Source organism: Psychromonas saccharinae (assembly GCF_051201515.1).
Classification (GTDB): Bacteria; Pseudomonadota; Gammaproteobacteria; order Enterobacterales; family Psychromonadaceae; genus Psychromonas.
Window position 1 is genome coordinate 1,724,350 of the sequence record NZ_CP195153.1, and the last position, 19,906, is coordinate 1,744,255.

Annotated in this window: 18 protein-coding genes; 10 read left to right on the forward strand and 8 right to left on the reverse strand. The window is 37.4% G+C overall.

What is annotated here, in order from left to right; translation table 11 throughout:
- Positions 1-364: 364 nt before the first annotated feature.
- From ACR30L_RS07625 to sucD, 4 genes are all read left to right on the forward strand, one after another.
- Entirely contained in the window at positions 365-3,178 is a 2,814-nt protein-coding gene (locus tag ACR30L_RS07625) for a 2-oxoglutarate dehydrogenase E1 component (protein ID WP_435237429.1), read from the forward strand.
- 19 nt (positions 3,179-3,197) lie between these two features.
- Positions 3,198-4,322, forward strand: coding sequence for a 2-oxoglutarate dehydrogenase complex dihydrolipoyllysine-residue succinyltransferase (gene odhB / locus ACR30L_RS07630; RefSeq protein WP_435237430.1), 1,125 nt, complete (start codon positions 3,198-3,200; stop codon positions 4,320-4,322).
- A 139-nt stretch (positions 4,323-4,461) separates the two neighbouring features.
- Positions 4,462-5,628: an ADP-forming succinate--CoA ligase subunit beta gene (gene sucC / locus ACR30L_RS07635; protein WP_435237431.1), complete on the forward strand. Its 1,167-nt coding sequence runs from the start codon at positions 4,462-4,464 to the stop codon at positions 5,626-5,628.
- Positions 5,628-6,500, forward strand: a complete 873-nt coding sequence (gene sucD, locus ACR30L_RS07640; RefSeq protein ID WP_435237432.1) for a succinate--CoA ligase subunit alpha — start codon at positions 5,628-5,630, stop codon at positions 6,498-6,500. The genes sucC and sucD overlap by 1 nt, the downstream gene beginning before the upstream one ends.
- A 78-nt stretch (positions 6,501-6,578) precedes the next feature.
- On the opposite strand, the gene ACR30L_RS07645 is transcribed toward sucD, so the two are convergent.
- The 4 genes from ACR30L_RS07645 to ACR30L_RS07660 form a co-directional block, all read right to left on the reverse strand.
- Entirely contained in the window at positions 6,579-6,893 is a 315-nt protein-coding gene (locus ACR30L_RS07645) for a DUF3622 domain-containing protein (protein WP_435237433.1), read from the reverse strand.
- Positions 6,894-7,004: 111 nt separating this feature from the next.
- Positions 7,005-7,325 carry a VF530 family DNA-binding protein gene (locus ACR30L_RS07650; RefSeq protein ID WP_435237434.1) on the reverse strand — a complete coding sequence of 107 codons (321 nt, stop codon included), beginning with the start codon at positions 7,323-7,325 and terminating at the stop codon, positions 7,005-7,007.
- Positions 7,326-7,394: 69 nt separating this feature from the next.
- Positions 7,395-7,763 carry a hypothetical protein gene (locus ACR30L_RS07655; RefSeq protein ID WP_435237435.1) on the reverse strand — a complete coding sequence of 123 codons (369 nt, stop codon included), beginning with the start codon at positions 7,761-7,763 and terminating at the stop codon, positions 7,395-7,397.
- Between the two features lie 85 nt (positions 7,764-7,848).
- A complete protein-coding gene (locus tag ACR30L_RS07660) occupies positions 7,849-8,718 on the reverse strand; it encodes an EAL domain-containing protein (RefSeq protein WP_435237436.1) in 870 nt (289 codons plus the stop codon).
- Between the two features lie 327 nt (positions 8,719-9,045).
- Between ACR30L_RS07660 and ACR30L_RS07665 the strand changes: the two genes are divergently transcribed.
- Positions 9,046-10,977: a DNA topoisomerase III gene (locus ACR30L_RS07665; protein ID WP_435237437.1), complete on the forward strand. Its 1,932-nt coding sequence runs from the start codon at positions 9,046-9,048 to the stop codon at positions 10,975-10,977.
- A gap of 48 nt (positions 10,978-11,025) precedes the next feature.
- On the opposite strand, the gene ylqF is transcribed toward ACR30L_RS07665, so the two are convergent.
- Positions 11,026-11,967, reverse strand: a complete 942-nt coding sequence (gene ylqF / locus ACR30L_RS07670) for a ribosome biogenesis GTPase YlqF (RefSeq protein ID WP_435237438.1) — start codon at positions 11,965-11,967, stop codon at positions 11,026-11,028.
- Between the two features lie 475 nt (positions 11,968-12,442).
- Here ylqF and ACR30L_RS07675 point away from each other — a divergent pair, with 475 nt between their 5' ends.
- Together ACR30L_RS07675 and ACR30L_RS07680 are read left to right on the forward strand one after the other, a co-directional pair.
- Positions 12,443-14,236, forward strand: coding sequence for a protein adenylyltransferase SelO (locus tag ACR30L_RS07675; protein WP_435237888.1), 1,794 nt, complete (start codon positions 12,443-12,445; stop codon positions 14,234-14,236).
- 427 nt (positions 14,237-14,663) lie between these two features.
- Positions 14,664-15,536, forward strand: a complete 873-nt coding sequence (locus ACR30L_RS07680; RefSeq protein WP_435237439.1) for an EamA family transporter — start codon at positions 14,664-14,666, stop codon at positions 15,534-15,536.
- 264 nt (positions 15,537-15,800) lie between these two features.
- On the opposite strand, the gene gpmA is transcribed toward ACR30L_RS07680, so the two are convergent.
- Both gpmA and ACR30L_RS07690 read right to left on the reverse strand, forming a co-directional pair.
- Positions 15,801-16,493, reverse strand: coding sequence for a 2,3-diphosphoglycerate-dependent phosphoglycerate mutase (gene gpmA / locus ACR30L_RS07685; protein ID WP_435237440.1), 693 nt, complete (start codon positions 16,491-16,493; stop codon positions 15,801-15,803).
- Positions 16,494-16,730: 237 nt separating this feature from the next.
- Complete coding sequence (locus ACR30L_RS07690) at positions 16,731-17,198, reverse strand: Dps family protein (protein WP_435237441.1); 468 nt, start codon at positions 17,196-17,198, stop codon at positions 16,731-16,733.
- A gap of 437 nt (positions 17,199-17,635) precedes the next feature.
- Between ACR30L_RS07690 and ACR30L_RS07695 the strand changes: the two genes are divergently transcribed.
- Both ACR30L_RS07695 and ACR30L_RS07700 read left to right on the forward strand, forming a co-directional pair.
- Positions 17,636-17,809: a hypothetical protein gene (locus ACR30L_RS07695; protein WP_435237442.1), complete on the forward strand. Its 174-nt coding sequence runs from the start codon at positions 17,636-17,638 to the stop codon at positions 17,807-17,809.
- A 76-nt stretch (positions 17,810-17,885) separates the two neighbouring features.
- Entirely contained in the window at positions 17,886-18,218 is a 333-nt protein-coding gene (locus ACR30L_RS07700) for a YajD family HNH nuclease (protein WP_435237443.1), read from the forward strand.
- Between the two features lie 72 nt (positions 18,219-18,290).
- Here ACR30L_RS07700 and ACR30L_RS07705 read toward each other — a convergent pair whose 3' ends face one another.
- Positions 18,291-19,160: a flagellar protein MotY gene (locus ACR30L_RS07705; protein ID WP_435237444.1), complete on the reverse strand. Its 870-nt coding sequence runs from the start codon at positions 19,158-19,160 to the stop codon at positions 18,291-18,293.
- 124 nt (positions 19,161-19,284) lie between these two features.
- Between ACR30L_RS07705 and rnt the strand changes: the two genes are divergently transcribed.
- Positions 19,285-19,905 (forward strand): ribonuclease T, encoded by a 621-nt coding sequence (rnt, locus tag ACR30L_RS07710; RefSeq protein WP_435237445.1) that lies wholly within the window; start codon positions 19,285-19,287, stop codon positions 19,903-19,905.
- Position 19,906: the final 1 nt, after the last annotated feature.

Consider the following 19,906-nt stretch of genomic DNA (forward strand, 5'->3'; position numbering starts at 1 on the left):
GTTTGTAAATACATATTTTAGAGTAAAAATAGATTTATCAACTATAATTTAGTGCTTAGTCTGTTTAAAATGTAAAAAGAGTAAGTATGACAATTAAGATTCAATAATTGTCGACCTACTTGCCTATTTATTGTCACAATTAGTTTAATATTTAATAAAAATAACAGAAAATTTATAGGACTATTGTTAATCAACGTGACTTAGTTATCAGTATGGTACAAATTGTTATCTATTTTTAAAAAATGAAGCCATATTTCGTTACAAATATGTAAAATAATAATTCATCAACACCGCAAGAAAACAGTAGAGCTATAAAGAATATCTAATTTCTCTATAAAATTTGAAAGAATCATAAGGAATTTTAATGGCTAATAATGCTATGGAAATATGGTTAGCTTCATCTCATTTATCTGGGGCAAATTCGACTTACATTGAAGCACTTTATGAGTCTTATTTGCAGGACCCACTAACAGTAGACACAAAATGGCGAACTCTATTTTCTCACTTACCTAAAGTAAATGAATCTCCCGAAGAAATACATTCAGTGATTCGAGAACAGATTAAAATATCAGCTAGAAAGTCAAAACATATTAGTAGTGCCCAATTTTCTATCCCTAACGATGCCAAGCAAGTAAAGGTTTTGCATTTAATTGAAGCGTATCGTATTCGTGGCCATGAAGCAGCCAAGCTTGATCCATTGCATTTGCAAACTGACGACGTTATTGAAGAATTAACACTTGCTTATCATGGTCTTGATAATGCTGACCTCGATGAAAAATTTAGTTTTGGTTCTTATGGTGAAAGCATTAATGTTATGCCGCTTCGAGATATCATTACAGCATTAGATAAATCCTACTGTGGTTCAATTGCGACGGAATATATGCACATCGGTAATGCGGAAGAGCGTAACTGGTTACAAAAGCGTATAGAGTTATGTCAAAGCACCCCATCTTTTACTGACGAAGACAAAAAAGTATTCCTAGAAGAGCTCACTGCTGCCGAAGGTCTTGAACGTTATTTAGGAGCTAAATTTCCTGGCGCTAAACGTTTTTCCCTTGAAGGGGGCGATTCGTTTATTCCAATGCTAAAAGAACTGGTGCGAAATGCTGGCGATAGTGGTGTTGAAGAAGTCGTACTTGGTATGGCGCATCGTGGACGATTAAATGTGCTTGTTAATGTACTTGGGAAAAAACCTAATGCATTATTTGATGAATTTGCAGGTAAATATGGTGAAATTCAAGGATCCAGTGATGTAAAATATCACCAAGGTTTCAGTAGCGATTTCAAAACGGCAAAAAGAAATGTCCATCTTTCCTTAGCTTTTAATCCATCACATCTAGAGATCGTAAATCCGGTTGTATTAGGATCGGTTCGAGCACGTCAAGAACGTTTAAATAGTCTTGGGCAAAGCGTCTTACCAATAACGGTTCATGGTGATTCCGCAATTGCTGGGCAAGGTATCGTCCAAGAAACCTTTAATATGTCACAAACACGTGCATTTAAAGTGGGCGGCACGGTGCGTATCGTTATCAATAACCAAATCGGTTTTACAACCTCTAATTTGGAAGATACTCGCTCAACGCGTTATTGTACTGATATTGCTAAAATGGTCGAAGCACCTATTTTTCATGTGAATGGTGATGATCCTGAAGCGGTTATTTTAGTTTCGCAAATTGCGCTTGATTTCCGCAATACCTTTAAGCGTGATGTTGTTATTGAACTCGTTTGTTATCGCCGTCATGGTCATAATGAAGCCGATGAGCCAAAAGCAACACAACCTCGAATGTACAAAAAAATTAAAACCCATCCGACCACGCGTGAAATTTATGCTAATCAGCTTGAAAAAGAAGCGGTTATAAAAGTCGGTGAAGGTAAACAATATGTGACTGATTATCGTGATGCATTAGATAGAGGTGAGTGCGTTGTAAAAGAAAGGCAGACGGTACAACGTGTGTCGGTTGATTGGACGCCATACTTAAAACACGATTGGGATACCCCCTATGAACCTCAGTTTTCGATTACGCGACTAGGTGAATTAGGGAAAGTCATTGGTCGTTATCCCGAAGATCATCAAGCTCATTCTCGGGTGCAAAAAATATATAAAGACAGAATGCTCATGGCACAGGGGGAAAAACTGTGTGATTGGGGATTTGCAGAAAATTTAGCTTATGCGACTTTGTTGGATCAAAAATATAATATTCGTTTAGTTGGTCAAGATTCAGGTCGAGGTACTTTCTTCCATCGTCATGCTGTTGTTTACGAGCAAGGTGAAGGTAAAGCATATGTTCCTCTTCAGAATATATCGGCGAATCAAGGACATTTCGATATTCATGATTCCGTTTTATCTGAAGCCGCTGTACTTGCATTCGAATATGGTTATTCAACCGCCGCACCGAAAGGTTTGTGCATTTGGGAAGCGCAGTTTGGTGACTTTGCCAATGGTGCACAGGTCGTTATCGATCAATTTTTATCATCTGGTGAACAAAAATGGGGACGCATGTGTGGTTTAACACTCTTGTTACCACATGGGTATGAAGGGCAGGGAGCTGAACATTCCTCAGCACGACTTGAACGTTATTTACAACTTTGTGCTGAACATAACATGCAAGTCTGTATTCCTTCGACACCTGCACAGGTTTATCACATGTTACGTCGACAAGTCGTTCGTTCCATGCGTAGACCGTTGATTGTGATGTCGCCTAAATCCTTATTACGTCATCCGCTTGCAGTTTCTCATTTGGAAGAGTTTTCTTCAGGTACATTCCTTAATGCGATTGCCGAAATAGATCCGCTAGATCTAAAAGCTGTTGACCGTGTCGTGATGTGTAGTGGCAAGGTGTTTTATGATCTGCTAGAAAAAAGACGTGATAATGAATTGAATAATGTGGCAATTATTCGTATTGAGCAGCTATATCCCTTCCCCGTTGAGGAAGTGAAAAAAATATTTGCTGATTATGCACATGTTAAAGATTTTATTTGGTGTCAAGAAGAGCCACAAAATCAAGGGGCTTGGTATTGTAGTCAGCATCATTTCAGGTCAGTTATTCCTGAAGGTGCAGGATTACAATATGCAGGTCGAGCAGCCTCTGCTTCCACAGCGGTTGGTTATATGTCCTTGCATTTAAAGCAACAGAAAGCGTTAGTAAATGAAGCACTTGGATTCAAAGAAACTGAATAATAAATACTAGGGAGTATTAATGATGATTGAAATATTAGTTCCGGAACTTCCCGAGTCAGTAGCAGATGCGACTGTTGCACAGTGGCACAAACAAGCGGGAGATTTTGTTGAACGTGATGAAGTACTTGTTGAGATAGAAACCGATAAAGTTATTTTAGAGGTATTAGCAACAGCTTCAGGAGTGCTAGAAACAATTATTGAAGAACAAGGTGCAACGGTACTGTCTAAGCAATTATTGGCCAAGTTGGAAGAAGGTGATATACCCGCGCCTGAAGTGCCAAAGGAAGAGCCAGCACAGGTCGCTGATGCCAGTCCTTCATTACGACGATTGATGAATGAACATGATATCGATTCAAGCCAAATTCAGGGATCTGGGAAAGGCGGTAGAATAACACGCGCTGACGTAGACAAAGTGCAGAATCCACCCGCTGAAATTGATAACGCAGAGCGTGAAAAACGTGTACCGATGACGCGTATCCGTAAGCGTGTCGCTGAACGATTATTAGAAGCACAAAGTTCAATGGCCATGTTGACGACTTTTAATGAAATCAATATGCAGCCGATTAAAGATTTGCGTAAAAAATATCAAAAACAATTTGAAGAGAAACATGGCATCCGTTTAGGCTTTATGTCGTTTTACATCAAAGCGGTTACTGAAGCACTGCAGCGTTACCCATTATTAAATTCTTCGATTGATGGCGATGATATTGTTTATCATAACTTCTTTGATGTCAGTATTGCCGTTGCGACACCACGAGGATTAGTAACACCGGTTATACATGATACCGATACATTAAGTTTTGCTGAAATTGAGCAAACAATTAAAGCGTTGGCAATCAAAGGTCAAGATGGAAAACTGACGACGGATGATCTTTCTGGTGGTAACTTTACTATCACTAATGGGGGGGTATTCGGATCACTATTATCAACGCCAATTATTAATCCGCCTCAAGCTGCTATTTTAGGCATGCATACCATTAAAGAAAGACCGATGGCAGTTGATGGTGAAGTGGTTATTTTACCAATGATGTACCTGGCGCTTTCATATGACCATCGTTTGATTGATGGCCAAGAAGCCGTTGGATTTTTAGTGACAATAAAAGAGTTACTAGAAGATCCTGCTCGTTTATTATTGAATGTATAAAACAGTATTTTTTAAATACGAGCAATGAGTTTTTAAAATATAGCGTCGAATCAATGAGTTTGGTAACTATGTTCTCTTGCTAAGACAATATCGACTATATAATATAGTCAGTAGTTAAAACTAAAAATGGAAATGAATCATGAATTTGCATGAATATCAGGCGAAGCAGTTATTTAAAGAGTATGGACTTCCCGTTCCACAGGGAATCGCATGTGATACAGCTGAAGATGCTGTAAACGCAGCATCTGAGTTAGGTGGTGAACGATGGGTTATTAAATGTCAAGTTCATGCGGGGGGCCGTGGTAAAGCTGGCGGTGTGCAATTAGTTGATTCTCATGAATCAATTCGTGCATTTGCAGATAAATGGTTAGGAAAGAACCTCGTTACTTACCAAACAGATGCAAATGGTCAGCCCGTTAATAAATTATTATTAGAAAGCTGCAGTGATATTGCAAATGAACTTTATTTAGGTGCGGTTATTGATCGCGCATCTCAACGCGTCACATTTATGGCATCAACAGAAGGTGGCGTTGAAATTGAAAAGGTAGCAGAAGAAACACCTGAACTTATTCATACGGTTACAATTGACCCATTGGTAGGTGCTCAAGCTTACCAAGGGCGTGAACTCGCATTTAAATTAGGCTTATCAGGCAAGCAAATAGGTCAATTTACTAAAATTTTCTTAGGCCTTGCGATTATTTTTGAGCAAAAAGATTTAGCACTATTAGAAATTAATCCATTAGTGGTTACCGGTGCTGATGACCTTATTTGTTTAGATGGAAAAATCTCTATTGATTCGAATGCGATGTATCGTCAAAAAGAGTTACACGCAATTAATGATACAACTCAAGATGATGCACGAGAAATTCATGCAGCACAGTGGGAGCTAAACTACGTTGCCCTTGATGGTAATATTGGCTGTATGGTTAATGGTGCGGGTTTGGCGATGGGGACAATGGATATTGTTCACTTGCACGGCGGTAACCCTGCAAACTTCTTGGATGTTGGTGGTGGTGCAACGAAAGAGCGTGTAACCGAAGCATTTAAAATTATCCTTTCAGACGATAAAGTTGAAGCGGTACTAGTCAATATTTTTGGTGGCATTGTACGTTGTGATTTAATTGCTGAAGGTGTTATTGGCGCAGTAGAAGAAGTTGGCGTTTCGGTACCTGTTATTGTTCGTTTAGAAGGAAACAATGCTGATTTAGGTCGTAAGATCTTAGCTGAGTCTGGTCTTAATATTATTGCAGCAACATCATTATCCGATGCAGCTGAGCAATCTGTGAAAGCGGTAGGTGGCAAATAATGAGTATTTTAATTAATAAAGACACAAAAGTAATTTGCCAGGGCTTTACTGGTGGTCAAGGAACATTTCATTCAGAACAAGCGATTGAATACGGTACAAAAATGGTTGGTGGGGTTTCTCCTGGTAAAGGTGGACAAGTACATTTAGGCTTACCTGTATATAATACCGTGCGTGATGCTGTTGAAGCTACGGGGGCTACTGCCTCTGTTATTTATGTGCCGGCACCATTTTGTAAAGATGCAATATTAGAAGCGATTGATGCAGGCATTAAATTAATTGTGACAATCACGGAAGGTATCCCAACACTTGACCTTGTATCCGTTAAAATTAAACTGGATCAAGCTGGTGTTGTGATGGTTGGTCCTAACTGTCCTGGCGTTATTACTCCCGATGAATGTAAAATTGGTATTATGCCAGGACATATTCACAAAAAAGGGAAAGTGGGTATTGTTTCACGTTCAGGTACATTAACTTATGAAGCTGTGAAACAAACAACCGACGAAGGTTTTGGTCAATCAACTTGTGTTGGTATTGGTGGCGATCCTATTCCAGGATCTAGTTTTATTGATATTTTAACTCTATTCCAAGCCGATCCTGAAACTGAAGCCATTGTTATGATTGGTGAAATTGGTGGTACTGCGGAAGAAGAAGCGGCTGCTTTTATTAAAGCAAATGTGACTAAACCTGTTGTTTCTTATATTGCTGGTGTGACTGCACCTGCTGGCAAACGTATGGGACATGCTGGTGCGATTATCGCTGGTGGTAAAGGTACGGCTGAAGATAAATTTAAAGCATTAGAAGATGCGGGCGTAAAAACGACTAAATCTCTTGCTGAAATCGGCAAAGCATTACGTGAAGTGACTGGTTGGTAAACTGACTTAAATAAGCGTTATTATGTAAGTTAAAATAAAAAGCCTCGTTCAATTTAACGAGGCTTTTTTTATGGGATTTTAATCTTCTTCTGATTCTTCAAGTTGTTTCTTTGCAAATGAAGCAACTTCAGCTGCGTGCTCTGCTGCTGCTTTAGCTGCTAGTTCATTTCGAAGTGCACGCTTTTCTGCTTTACGTTTATTACTTTCTTTTTGATGTGCAACGTAATCGATTAATTGCTCTTTCGCCCATTCTTCGGCCAATGCTTCTGTTTCAAAGCCTTTTTCACGTTTTGATACACTCGTTTTACGCGCTGTAATTCGACGTGTGATTTCCGCAATCCATGAGTCGCCTTCTTGTTTTATGCGGTAATCAAATTTGTTGTGGTGTGCCATTATTGTCTTTTCCTAATGCTAAATTAATTGTTATTCAAATTATTTCTTTGAAAAACAGTACAGTAATATTTTATCACGAAAACAAAATATCCTTTATTGTTATTATTTCGTTTAATGCTTAATTTTAGGCCAGCTAAAGCTTTCTGGCTGGTCATTTTTAATTGTTGGATTGTTTTGTTTTTGAGCCAGAATAGCACGAATTAATTTGCCAGTTTCCTTATGTTTACTACAAAACGTTTTGAGATACAAAATTTCAACTTTACTGCGTGCCCAAGGAGTTTGTCTGAGAAACTTTAAACTAGATTTAAGACGTGGATTATTAATAAAACAGCGGATATTTAATAGCGTCCCCATTTTTTCCCAGCCTAGCTCTTTTTCTAGCGCAATTAATATTTGTTCGAGCTTAACGCCATGGAGGGGATCGTTATTCATTTTATATCCAATTATTAAAAAAACGAGATTGTAACAGGAACGATCAGTAAACTGGAGTGTTGTTATAAATTAAAGCATGATATCGGTGTTTTCAGGTTGAACTTCTTCTGCTTCATTTTCTAGTAGATTGCCCATTTTATCACTACCTTTTTTTAATAGTGTTTGACCTTTTTCAACGACGGTGGCACTTTTTTCCTTCACATCATCCCAAACTTGCTCACTCATTTCTTTACTATCGGACCATATTTCTTGAGAGCTTTCTTTACTGGCTTCCCAAATAGCTGAACCGGCTTCTTTACTTTGTTGTAATGCTTTTTGGGTTGAATTCTTAGCATTATCCCATTTAGTCGATATATTGCTCTGAGATTCCGCAGCAAAAATAGGAAACCCAGTGACGAGTAAGGCAGTTGATAATAATATGCTAGCTATGATCCGCATTGTTATTCTCCAAGTGAAAAGATCCTATAACAATAATTATACCCTACAAAAACACAATTTAAATCATCGAATAGATTAATGCTTTTTAGTTTAGGATAGTTTTACCGCTCGAGTACCTTGACGATGCACTAACATGTTTATTTCGCCATTGTTCAGCTCTATCCTCGTGATTGTTCGGACTCGATAGGATAGTGTGTTTTTGAGGAGACAATGTTTTTATTTTTTCGGCAAAATGATTGTCTTGAAAAAATTCGGGTTTAGCTTGCGAGAATAAATAACCTTGAACAAGATCTGCTCCTGAATCCACTGCAATTTTATACTGTTCGATAGTTTCAATACCTTCGAAAATGAGTTCACTGTGTGTTTTTTTAGCAAAGCTGGCAATCACTTTAATTAGGTCTAACGTGTAATTACTGATAAGTGAACGTTGGAATAAACTCATATCTAATTTAATAATATCGGGTTCAATTTCGATTAATCTATCGATTTGAGAAAATCCCGTGCCAAAATCATCAATCGCAATCTTAGCGCCCATTTTTCGGTAAGCGTTGACAAAATGTTGGATTAGGGCTTTATCACCCGCATATTCAGTTAACTCAATAACAATTCGCTGGGGATCGATGCCACAGTCATTCAGCATGCTTAATGTTGGAATTTCATGTTCTGCTAATTTAAGAAAAGGCGCATGTTCATTAAACCAGTTCGGCGATATGTTGATGGATAGATGAGCGTCACCATCATAGGTTTTATATTTTTCAAATGCTTTAAATCTTACTTGTTTATCAAATCGTAAAATTTGATTCAATGATAGTGCAGGGGAAGAAAAAATAGCACCTGCAGAAACATATCGACCAGTATCTTGTCTTTTTTTCCGAGCAAGCACTTCATTATAAGCAATCAACCCATTATTAACATCAATAATTGGCTGGAAAAAAGGTTCTAACTCAACGGCCATTATGTATCCTTACATTTTTTATTTTAGTTATAAGTGGGTCGTATATGATAAATAGTTAATTCAATAGAAAGCCTATTTATCAAAATAATCGTGTTAATAAACTATTGTAATAACACCTTGATTTAGATGAGTTACATTTATTCTGTAATAGTATTATCGCCTTATTTGAAAATATATTGAGTGAAACTTTTGTTTTTTTTATATCTAATCCTTCTGTGGCAATTAGCAATTTTAGGTAAACAAAGAAGCATTGGAGCAGACTTTTTAGTGATTAACTTGAATTTGATTAAAAACTCAATATACTGTTTATAAAAACAGTTGGTGTTTATGAAACTTTATATTGCTGAAAAGCCAAGCCTTGCGCGTGCCGTTGTCGATGCATTACCTAAACCACATCGTAAAGCAGAAGGGTGTATCTATGTTGGTAATGGGGATGTGGTAAGTTGGTGTATCGGGCATTTACTTACTCAAGTTGATCCTGAAGCTTATGATCCAGCTTATAAAAAATGGCAGTTTGAACACCTTCCCATTATTCCTCAAGAATGGAAATTAAAATCCAATCCAAAAACCAGTAAACAATTAACCATTCTTAAGAAATTAATTAAACAAGCAGACCATCTTGTTCATGTAGGTGATCCAGATCGCGAAGGGCAATTATTAGTCGATGAGGTGATCCATTTTAGTGGCGTTAAAGGAGCGAAATTAAAACAAGTTGAACGTTGTTTAATTAGTGATTTAACGACCAATGCGGTAAAACGTTCATTGCAAGCATTACGGTCGAATCAAGAATTTATTGCACTATCAACATCGGCTTTGGCGAGAACACGAGCTGATTGGCTTTACGGCTTAAATCTTACTCGCGTATATACATTACAAGCACAAAAGTCCGGTTATCGCGGAGTTATTTCCGTCGGTAGAGTGCAAACTCCGTTATTAGGACTAGTCGCAAGGCGTGATCTTCAGATTGAAGAATTTGTAAGTAAGCCTTTTTATGAAGTGTTGGCGCATCTACAAACGAATAACTCGCCTAATAATGAATTATTTACTGCAAAGTGGAAACCCAGCGAAGCGTGTGAAAAATATCAAGATGAAGAGGGGCGTGTTGTCGTTAAAGGCTTAGCCGAAAATGTTGCGACGCGAATAACAAATCAACCTGCTTTAGTGACGGCGTATACGGCTAAAAATAAAAAGCAAATTGCACCATTACCTTATAATTTATCTGCATTACAGATTGCGGCGGCAAAACGTTATCACTATAGCGCACAACAGGTATTGGATATTTGTCAAAATTTATATGAAAAAGAGAAGTTAATAACTTATCCTCGTTCAGATTCTCGATATTTACCGCGCAATCATCATAGTCAGGCTAGCTCTGTGTTCAAGGCTATTCACAATAACCAAAAGTCACTACAACAAGTTGTGGATAACGCAAATTTATCCATTAAAGGACGGGCTTGGAACGATAGTAAAGTTGATGCCCATCACGCGATTATTCCAACGGATAAACATAAGTCATTGAGTAATCTAGATAAAACTGCACAAAATATATACGATTTAATTGCTAAACAATATTTGTGTCAATTTTACCCAGATTATGAGTATGCAGAATGCATTGCAGAGATTGAAATAAATAAAGGCGTTTTTATTGCGAAAGCGAAGTCGAAATTACGAGATGGTTGGAAGGTCATTTTTGATCTAAATGAAAAAGATACTTTTTTACCTGTGTTGAAAGTAGGGCAAGCATTATTTTGTAATCAAGGCGAAGTCATCGAAAAAAATACACAACCTCCTGCTTATTTTACCGATGCGACCTTACTTGCGGCGATGAGTAATATTGCCCGCTATGTCAAAGATAGTGAGTTAAAATCCATTCTAAAAGAGACCGATGGGCTGGGGACTGAAGCAACACGTGCCGGTATTATTGAGTTATTATTTAAACGTAGTTTTCTGCAGCGTGAGGGGAAAGTGATCAAGGCAACTGAAACCGGCCGAAAATTGATTGCGAGTCTCCCTGAGATGCTAACGTTACCTGATATGACTGCACAATGGGAAATGCAATTAAATGGTATCTGTGAAAAAACACAAAGTTACCAACATTTCATGCAGCCATTACAAACACAATTGCAGGGTATTATTGATAAAGCGATTGCCGATGGCCCGCAAGCGTTAACAAATTTACCGAGCAGTGCTAATCCCTTTAAAAAAACTAGACGTAAACGCACAACCGCAAAGCGTGCCTATAAGAAAAAAGCCAGTTAGATCATTTTAGTAAACTTGCCGAGAGAATTTAATTCTCTTTAGTTAAGATTAACGACGTTTATTGTATTTACGTTTTCTGGCTTTCTTTTTCTCAACTTTATTTTCAGCTTGTATTGCCATTAATTCCGCAACTTCAACCTTTTCGACAACTGCCATTGCAGGGGTTTCAATGCTGATTGGGCCAAGTGCACCTGAGCGCAATTCATTTAGCAAAATAGTTGATACTTTATAGATATCGAAATGTCCTCCAGCCCGTAAGGCGCCGCGACGTTTAGCAATCAGTTCCATTAATTCATGGTCAGACTGTGGTGTTTCTTCAAACTCGTAGCGTTTTTGTAAGCGCGGTAGATAATGTTCGATTAAGTATTCTGCTGCATAATACGCAATATCTTCATACTCAATAGCAGTATCTTTAATTGCGCCTGTTACCGCTAAACGATAACCCGAATTCGCATTTTCAATTTTTGGCCATAAAAACCCAGGTGTGTCCGATAACATAATGCCGCTTGGTAAACGTATGCGTTGTTGATTTTTTGTGACGGCGGGTTCATTACCTGTTTTAGCAATAATTCTATCGGCAAGAATATTGATAATGGTCGATTTACCTACGTTTGGGATCCCCATGATCATTGCTCTGATTTGTTTATCTTGCCCAAGACGATTTGGCAACATTTGCTCACAAAGCTTTGTAATTTGATGTACCTGTTCAGGTTTGCTGGTGGTAATCGCAATTGCTTTAATATCTTGGTCTTGTTCTAAATATTCAATCCATTGCTGTGTGATTTCAGGATCCGCAAGATCAGATTTGTTTAATACTTTAATGCATGGCGTTTTTTCACGAATAGCGCCAATTAATGGATTTTCACTACTATAGGGGATACGGGCATCAACGACTTCGATAATAATATCAACCTGAGGCAAGACTTCTTTAATTTGTTTGTGTGCTTTATGCATGTGCCCTGGGAACCACTGGATATTTGCTTTACTCATTTGATTTTTATGCCTTTTTTATTCTAACTTTGTCTCATGGGGTACTATATTGGGTACTAAATGAGTTTGCTTAAATTATTTTATTGGCAATAGTGTAACTGATGGCTAATGAGATAGACATTTAATTACGGATACTTATACAGATTTTAAAACATAGTAAATCTAATTTTATTGTTTTACTCGGTGTTTTTAGAGTCGATTATGCATTAAAGCTAGCAATTTGTTATTGATAAATATAATGGACGTTATGCACTTTTAATGTGACTGATTGTTAATGGCATGTTATTTTTATAATTAAATTTTATGGATGTTCAACTATTAGTTAAATCTATTAATAACGCTTGAATCGGGAATAAAGTTAGCTAATCATTTCCACTTAACGGGTACGATGCTAGAAGTATATAACTCTCTAATAGAACGGAGGGGATACAAAGTTTTAACATATATCCTAACAAAAACCTTGGTATAAATAATGATGACAAATCAACAATCGAAGAAAACTTCCAGCAGTCAATCGACGCCTGTTATATCCACATTAGGTGAACTTGCTAAGTTGGCAAATTATTCCCTTATGGATACACTCAATTGTGATCCGGATGCGACAGTAAATGGTGCTGACCATGCACCACGACAAGTTTTTTCTGGTCATTATGTGCCTGTCAATCCAACCCCTATTAAAGATCCAGAATATGTTGTGCATAGTCACTCTTTTTTTTCTGAGCTAGGTTTCGACGACAAGATGGCTGAATCCGTTGAGTTTATGCGAGTGTTCTCTGGCGATATATCTCAAGTTCCAGTGCCAATGCGTAAAGTGGGGTGGGCGACTGGGTATGCACTGTCTATTTATGGTGTTGAATTTACGCATCAATGCCTCTTTCAAACAGATAATGGGTATGGAGATGGCCGTGCAATTTCGATACTTGAGGCGGTTATCAATGGTCAACGTTGGGAGATGCAGTTAAAAGGAGGAGGACGCACACCCTATTGTCGAGGTGCCGATGGTCGTGCCGTATTACGTTCGAGTGTTCGCGAGTTTTTGGCTCAAGAGCACATGCATGCGCTTGGTATTGCTTCATCTCGGTCGTTAAGTTTGTACGTTTCAAAAAGCGAAACGGTAAAGCGTGGGTGGTATGCGGAAGGCTCGCGGTCGGAAAATCCTGATATGTATATCTCTGAAGCTGCTGCCATTTCGACACGTGTAGCGCCATCATTTATTCGTGTCGGCCAACTTGAACTGTTCGCTCGCCGTATGCGTGAAGATGACAACTTAAACGCGATAGAAGAACTTGAAAAAATAGTGCTGCACTTGATTGAACGAGAGTACGCTGATGTTATCGATAGCCAACTTAGCATGCCTGAAAAAATTCTGTTATTGGCGAGCGAGTTTCGTGGTCGTCTCGCATCATTGATAGCGAATTGGATCCGCGTTGGTTTCTGTCAGGGAAACTTTAATAGTGATAACTGTGCTGCTGGTGGTTTTACACTCGATTATGGTCCCTTCGGCTTTTGCGATCTGTTTAATCCACAATATCAACCTTGGACTGGAGGCGGCAATCACTTTTCATTTATGAATCAACCTAAGGCAGCACAAAGCAATTTCGATATGTTTTGTTCAGCGTTACGACCTTTACTGGCAGGAGAGCAGGAGCATTTACATGCTCTCGATGAGATTCAAAGTGAATTTCCGAGTATTATAAACACAGAAATGGACGCGATGTGGGCTGCTAAACTGGGTCTTAGCACGTTGAAGGTTGCTTCTCATAGAGCTCTACTTAATGAGTTACAAACACTGATGATACAAACTCATGTCGACTATACTATTTTCTTCCGAGAGCTATCGTCGATACCTAGCGATATTCGCCCACTCAAAAAAAGCTTTTATAACCCAGTCAATACGGCTTTAAATAATAATGTTGCACATGACCCAGACACCAATCAAATAGATACACGTTGGATGGAGTGGTTTGTAAAATGGAAAGCGCTTCTTAATACCGATTGTGATGCAAATGGTATGACGCCCAGAACGATGGAAGCTGTTTCTAAGCAAATGAAGTGTGTTAATCCAAAATACATTTTACGGGAATGGTTAGTCGTGCCAGCTTATCAGCAAGCCGCAGTTGGGAATTATGCGTTAATCCGAGAGTTGCAGGATGTGATGACACAACCCTATGCAGAGCAGTCACAGGATATAGAAGATAAATATTATCGGTTGAAGCCACTGGAGTTCTTTAATATTGGTGGCGTATCTCACCTTAGTTGTTCATCATGATTTAAAGCGGGTATGTGTTTATAACACAAGTCATAACAGTGGTAATGTGATTCGCAATATAAGAGTGAGATATATTGCAGCGCAATACCGTTAAAAAATATGCTGGTTTTTTATTTTAAATAAGGGACTAATGTAACAATCATTTATATTCAAATTATTACCTTAAATATCTATCGATAAGCTTGAAGATAATATTTAAGTTGCTATATTAGCCCTATGAAAATTTCTATATCAGTACGTTACATTATTAATTTTTTTAGGAATTTTGTCCTTAAATTCCCCTCTTAAACGGGCATTTTTTTTGCCCGCCTGTATTTACAGATAACTTTTTAATTATCAGTATTTGTTGTATTCAAACAGACCCATTGATTAAGTTATTATTTTTTATCGCATTATTTCATACTATTTTTAAAAGGATTATTTCATTATGTGGATTGTCTATGCCTTACTGGCGACATTGTTTTTTGGTGTAAGAGGGATATTGTATCAATGGACATCACAAAAAAGATTAGATCGTAATTTATTACTATTTGGCGTCTTTTTTGTCGGTTTTCTGATTAGTCTATCCAGTGTCCTACTGTTCAATCAGCAATGGTATGGATGGGCAGATATTAGTGTTGGACTCGCATTAGGTTTTGGCTCTTTTGCGGCAAATGCATTTTTACATAAAGGTTTCTCTGTTGGTAAAGCTTCTCTGATTAGTATTTTATCCGGGCTGACTCCTTTATTTGTGCTTATTTTTGCTTTTTTATTATGGCAAGAAACCTTGACCACACTTCAACTTATCGGATTTTTTATTATTTTTTCTGGTCTTTATATTATCCGTTATTCTAATGATATATCGATAAGTAATTTACAAGGAGCACAATGGGGACTGTTGGCGGCATTATTCTTTTCGTTTAATGATTTATTAGGGAAACAGTCGACGCTTCTGGCCGCAGATACCTTTGCAACTTTAACCTCAATGTTTGGGTTTGGTAGTTTTCTTTTTGCTATGAGTTGGATAAGCAAGCGTAAAAATATTATTCATGATAACAATGATCATCGACCTAGTTGGTCAGTTATCAAGACCTTTTGTTGTGGGCTATTGATTGGATTAACCAATGTTGCCGGCATGGCTGCAATAATATCTGCCTTTGCAATTGGTAATACAGGCCTAGTCTCTGCTATTTCTGGAATGAATATTTTAATTATTCTGTTGTACTCTCGGATTATTTTAAAAGATTCTTTTACCCGCCAAGAACTTATTGGGTTAGCGACTGCTTTTATAGGCGTTATTGTATTAAGGCTGAGCTTTTAATTTTTTCATTGATAGTCGTAAATAAAAACAAGGCTTACCTTCGTGTGAAATGGCTAGGGTATATATCCTATCTTAGGCTAATGTTTTACTTAAAATATCGGGGTCATGTATTTGCTTAATTTTACTATGAAGTGATGAGTAGAAAAATTGATTATAATTCCGAAGTGAATTGTTTAATAAATGACGTAAAGATGAGTGTGGAAGGGGATAGTGGTTTACATCTAACGCTAGATGCAAACCATGTTGTAATGTTGACTGATCGCGCTATTTTAAGTATTCAGTTTTAGCGACCGATAAGTCTTCGTTAAGGTGATAAACCAAAGGCACACCCGTTGGAATATTTAACTCAAGAATATCTTTTTCAGAAATCCCTTCAAGATACATCGCGAGTGCACGTAGGGTATTACCGTGTGCTGCAATAATAATACTTTCACCTGACATTATTTTAGGTTTTATTTCGCTTTCGAAATAGGGAATAACCCGTGCAATGGTGTCTTTTAAACTTTCAGACAAAGGTAAGTCACTCGGATCGACTTTTTGGTACATTTTTAATTTAGTTGCATTTCTTTCATCATCTGCCGTTAATGCCGGTGGACGAATATCAAAGGAACGACGCCAAATTTTTACTTGATCATCACCGAATTTTTCAGCGACTTCTGCTTTATTCTTGCCTTGAAGATCACCGTAATGACGCTCATTTAATTTCCACGTTTTAATGACGGGTAACCAGCTTTGATCCATTTCTTCTAATGCTAAGTCTAAGGTACGAATCGCTCTTTTTAAGTAAGAGGTGTAACACATATCAAATTCGAAGCCGGCTTCAGCAAGTAATTGACCTGCCTTTTTTGCTTCCGATTTACCTTGTTCAGTGAGACCAACATCGGTCCAACCTGTAAATAAATTCTGTTCGTTCCAAACACTTTGGCCATGACGTAATAACACTAATTTAAAGCCCATTGATACCTCCCAGTATACAGTGAGAATGTACCGTATTTATTTACAAGTACATTATATTGTCAATTGATTGGGTCGTTATATAGCCCAAATTTGTTGAGGATTATTTACTAAAATAGCTAGATAATCAGTGAATAAAATTGATAGCGACATGTTTTAATCGCTCATCAAGCGGGTATTATTTACTTGATGAGCATGACGACGTTATATCAAACCAGACACATTAAAGTCTATTTGGGTTTATTTGCTTGTAGCACGTAACATCCAAGCAGTTTTCTCATGTACTAACATACGGTCAGAGACAACCGAGGCAGTCGATTCATCATCGGCTTCTTGCGCTAATTTCAACACATCACGACAAGTTCGGATCACTTGCTCATGTGCTTTAATTAGGATCTCAACCATTTGTTTACCTTCCGTTATTCCTGCGACTTCTTCAATCGAGCTGAGACTATTAAACTCTTTATATGTACCTGGTGCCGCGACATCTAATGCACGAATTCTTTCTGCAATATCATCAACCGCGACTGCAAGTTCAGTGTAATGTTCTTCAAACATTAAATGTAATTCACGAAATTGTGGGCCTGTGACATTCCAGTGAAAATTATGTGTTTGTAAATATAATGTATAAGAGTCAGCAAGTAATTTTTTTAAACCTTCAGCAATTTGAATTCTATTTGTTTCATTAATTCCGATATCCATAATCATATCCTCTATTTGTTAAGTTAGGCTTGAGACTTTCTAATGAACTTATCAATTAGTAGGTTGTGTCTTTAAGCCGAGATAACCTCTTTGTGAGGTTCAAATTTATGTCATAATCTTGAATAAAAAGAGTGGTAATTAACTGCGTATCTACACTCTTTATTCATTCTCATATTCTATGTAAGTTATTATACATCTAGTAATGCGAATTGATATCATGATTTCAATCGTTTATTCCTATCATGTTAATTGTGCCTTCATATCAGTCTGTTATTGTTATTAAAGGTCTTTTTTATCTGCTTGAATTATCACTATTCTCTAATATAGACAGGTCGAGTCTCGTTACGTTCAGATGCACTAACAGAATTTTATTGTGCACATTGCACCTAGCGTTATCATGGGTATAATTATGGCCATATTTTAACGTAGCAAAGTAAATTTAAATGGCTTATTCTTCAAAATACATCGATACAGTTTGGGTAAATGGTGCATACCAAGCCGATTATCGAGAAAATGCTGAAAGACGACAGTCACCTAACATGAAATATAATAAATTCTATGACCGTCGTATTGCTGGACATCGTCGTCAATCATCAAGAATCGATGTACAAGTATAACGTTTCGTTATTTTTCTTTAGTTGGACATCTTTTCTCAGGAATCTGATAGTTTAGTTAATAATACAGAAGGGCTTTATGGCTTATATACCAAGTAATTATAAGAGTTTAGAAAATGATTATCGCGATAAAGCGTTAAAATTATTTCCTTGGGTGTGTGGTAAATGCGCAAGAGAATTTGTGTATTCAAATCTTCGTGAGTTAACGGTGCATCATATTGATCATGACCACAGTAATAATCCCGCCGATGGCAGTAATTGGGAATTATTATGTATTTATTGTCATGATCATGAGCATGATAAATACACGCAAGCAGACTTATATGGCAGTACCGTTCAGGCGGGTGATGATGAGATTGAAGGGGCTACCTATAATCCCTTTGCTGATTTGATGAGTAAAATGAAAAAATAATGTATTAACGGCATGACTTTTGGCCTAAGTTTTTATGTTAAAAGTCATACCAATCGTAATAATTTCATTTGTTTAAATTTCTTCTCGTTCAATTGAAATAACAACACGTCGGTTTTGCATTCGACCAAGAATATCTCGGTTATCTGCGACATGATGTTTTTCACCATAGGCCGCGACTTGAATTTTATCATCGGTTAACCCTATTTCTTCCAGGTATTTTTTTACCGAGACCGCACGTTCCTCTGATAAGGTTTGGTTATGGCTACGTCCACCATAACTATCCGAATAACCAGCAATTAATACCACGCTTACATTTTCATCGTATTTAATATAATCGCCAATCATTTTTAATCGTTTCTTAGAAAAGTTACTGAGTTGAATACCATTTTTATTATATTTAAGAATACTATAGGAAATATCGTCAAAGTTGTATGGGAGCAATTGCGAGATACAATCGTTAAATTCATCGTAACTTTTTGCAAAATTAATTGAAGATAGACCCACGCTGGTGGTCTGATCATTGTTATACCAGTCTTTGAAATAAAAAGTTGGGTATTGTCCCGCTTCTAATTCATTTAACATTCTCCATGCGCCTTGATGAGCGACATAGCCATCAAATTGTTGGTAAAATTTTACCTTTTCAATTTCTTCGGGCACTTTACCTGGTAACCATGATGGCGGCACCGATTTTAATGTGGCAACACTGGTTTTAGGCATGGACTGTTTACTTTGTAATACGAAGTCTAAATTAATTTGTTTGCTCGCTTTAACTTCAAAGTGTGCTTGTCCATAACGTGGTATCTTATGAGCAAGGGTGCATTGAATCGGGCTTGCATTCGACACGAACCAGAGAGAATTATCCATATTTGCATGGTAGCTTTTACTCATCGCAAAAGTATTGCTGTTGCAAAGTAAGCATGTAATCAAAATTATTTTTTTCATAATTCATCTCGTTAAATTAGTCAGACAACCTTTATATCGGCATGACAAATTATTTCTTTAGTTAAATTTGTGCTGTTTATCCTGCTTTCTGGCATAATCCCTTATTTTAAAATTTGAGTCGCTTATGGAAAATTTATTGGCCGCACGTTTTCGTGGTTACTATCCGGTTATTATTGATATTGAAACATCAGGTTTAAACTCTCAAACCGATGCTATTTTAGAAATTGCGGCTATTTTGCCAACAATGGATGAACAGGGATATTTGTTGAGTGCAGAGACTGTACACTTTCATGTCGCTCCCTTTGAAGGGGCAAATTTAGATCCCAAAGCCTTAGAGTTCACCGGTATTGACCCATTTAATCCATTACGTGGTGCGGTCGATGAAAGAGAAGCGTTAACTGAGATTTTTAAACTAGTGCGTAAACATCAGAAAAATAATCAATGTAACCGATCAATTATAGTGGCACATAACGCTGCCTTTGATCAGGGATTTATTAATCAAGCCGTATTACGTTGTAACCTAAAGCGCGTTCCATTTCATCCTTTTGCAAGTTTCGATACGGCAAGTATGGCGGGCTTAACTCTCGGGCAAACGGTATTAGCAAAAGCGTGTCGACAAGCAAATATTACCTATAATAATGACGAAGCCCATTCTGCACTTTATGATACCCAAGTCACTGCCGAATTGTTTTTCTATATGATTAATAAGTGGAAAGCATTAGGAGGATGGCCTCTCGGAGAGTAAT

Excerpts from the sequence above, each read along its gene's own strand:
- ACR30L_RS07675 (WP_435237888.1), top strand. The coding sequence starts at position 12,443 with ATGACAAATCAACAATCGAAGAAAACTTCCAGCAGTCAATCGACGCCT.
- ACR30L_RS07650 (WP_435237434.1), bottom strand. The coding sequence starts at position 7,325 with ATGAATAACGATCCCCTCCATGGCGTTAAGCTCGAACAAATATTAATT.
- ACR30L_RS07625 (WP_435237429.1), top strand. The coding sequence starts at position 365 with ATGGCTAATAATGCTATGGAAATATGGTTAGCTTCATCTCATTTATCT.
- ACR30L_RS07660 (WP_435237436.1), bottom strand. The coding sequence starts at position 8,718 with ATGGCCGTTGAGTTAGAACCTTTTTTCCAGCCAATTATTGATGTTAAT.
- ACR30L_RS07680 (WP_435237439.1), top strand. The coding sequence starts at position 14,664 with ATGTGGATTGTCTATGCCTTACTGGCGACATTGTTTTTTGGTGTAAGA.
- ACR30L_RS07665 (WP_435237437.1), top strand. The coding sequence starts at position 9,046 with ATGAAACTTTATATTGCTGAAAAGCCAAGCCTTGCGCGTGCCGTTGTC.
- odhB (WP_435237430.1), top strand. The coding sequence starts at position 3,198 with ATGATGATTGAAATATTAGTTCCGGAACTTCCCGAGTCAGTAGCAGAT.
- ylqF (WP_435237438.1), bottom strand. The coding sequence starts at position 11,967 with ATGAGTAAAGCAAATATCCAGTGGTTCCCAGGGCACATGCATAAAGCA.
- ACR30L_RS07655 (WP_435237435.1), bottom strand. The coding sequence starts at position 7,763 with ATGCGGATCATAGCTAGCATATTATTATCAACTGCCTTACTCGTCACT.
- rnt (WP_435237445.1), top strand. The coding sequence starts at position 19,285 with ATGGAAAATTTATTGGCCGCACGTTTTCGTGGTTACTATCCGGTTATT.
- sucD (WP_435237432.1), top strand. The coding sequence starts at position 5,628 with ATGAGTATTTTAATTAATAAAGACACAAAAGTAATTTGCCAGGGCTTT.
- ACR30L_RS07690 (WP_435237441.1), bottom strand. The coding sequence starts at position 17,198 with ATGATTATGGATATCGGAATTAATGAAACAAATAGAATTCAAATTGCT.
- ACR30L_RS07695 (WP_435237442.1), top strand. The coding sequence starts at position 17,636 with ATGGCTTATTCTTCAAAATACATCGATACAGTTTGGGTAAATGGTGCA.
- ACR30L_RS07705 (WP_435237444.1), bottom strand. The coding sequence starts at position 19,160 with ATGAAAAAAATAATTTTGATTACATGCTTACTTTGCAACAGCAATACT.
- ACR30L_RS07645 (WP_435237433.1), bottom strand. The coding sequence starts at position 6,893 with ATGGCACACCACAACAAATTTGATTACCGCATAAAACAAGAAGGCGAC.
- gpmA (WP_435237440.1), bottom strand. The coding sequence starts at position 16,493 with ATGGGCTTTAAATTAGTGTTATTACGTCATGGCCAAAGTGTTTGGAAC.
- ACR30L_RS07700 (WP_435237443.1), top strand. The coding sequence starts at position 17,886 with ATGGCTTATATACCAAGTAATTATAAGAGTTTAGAAAATGATTATCGC.
- sucC (WP_435237431.1), top strand. The coding sequence starts at position 4,462 with ATGAATTTGCATGAATATCAGGCGAAGCAGTTATTTAAAGAGTATGGA.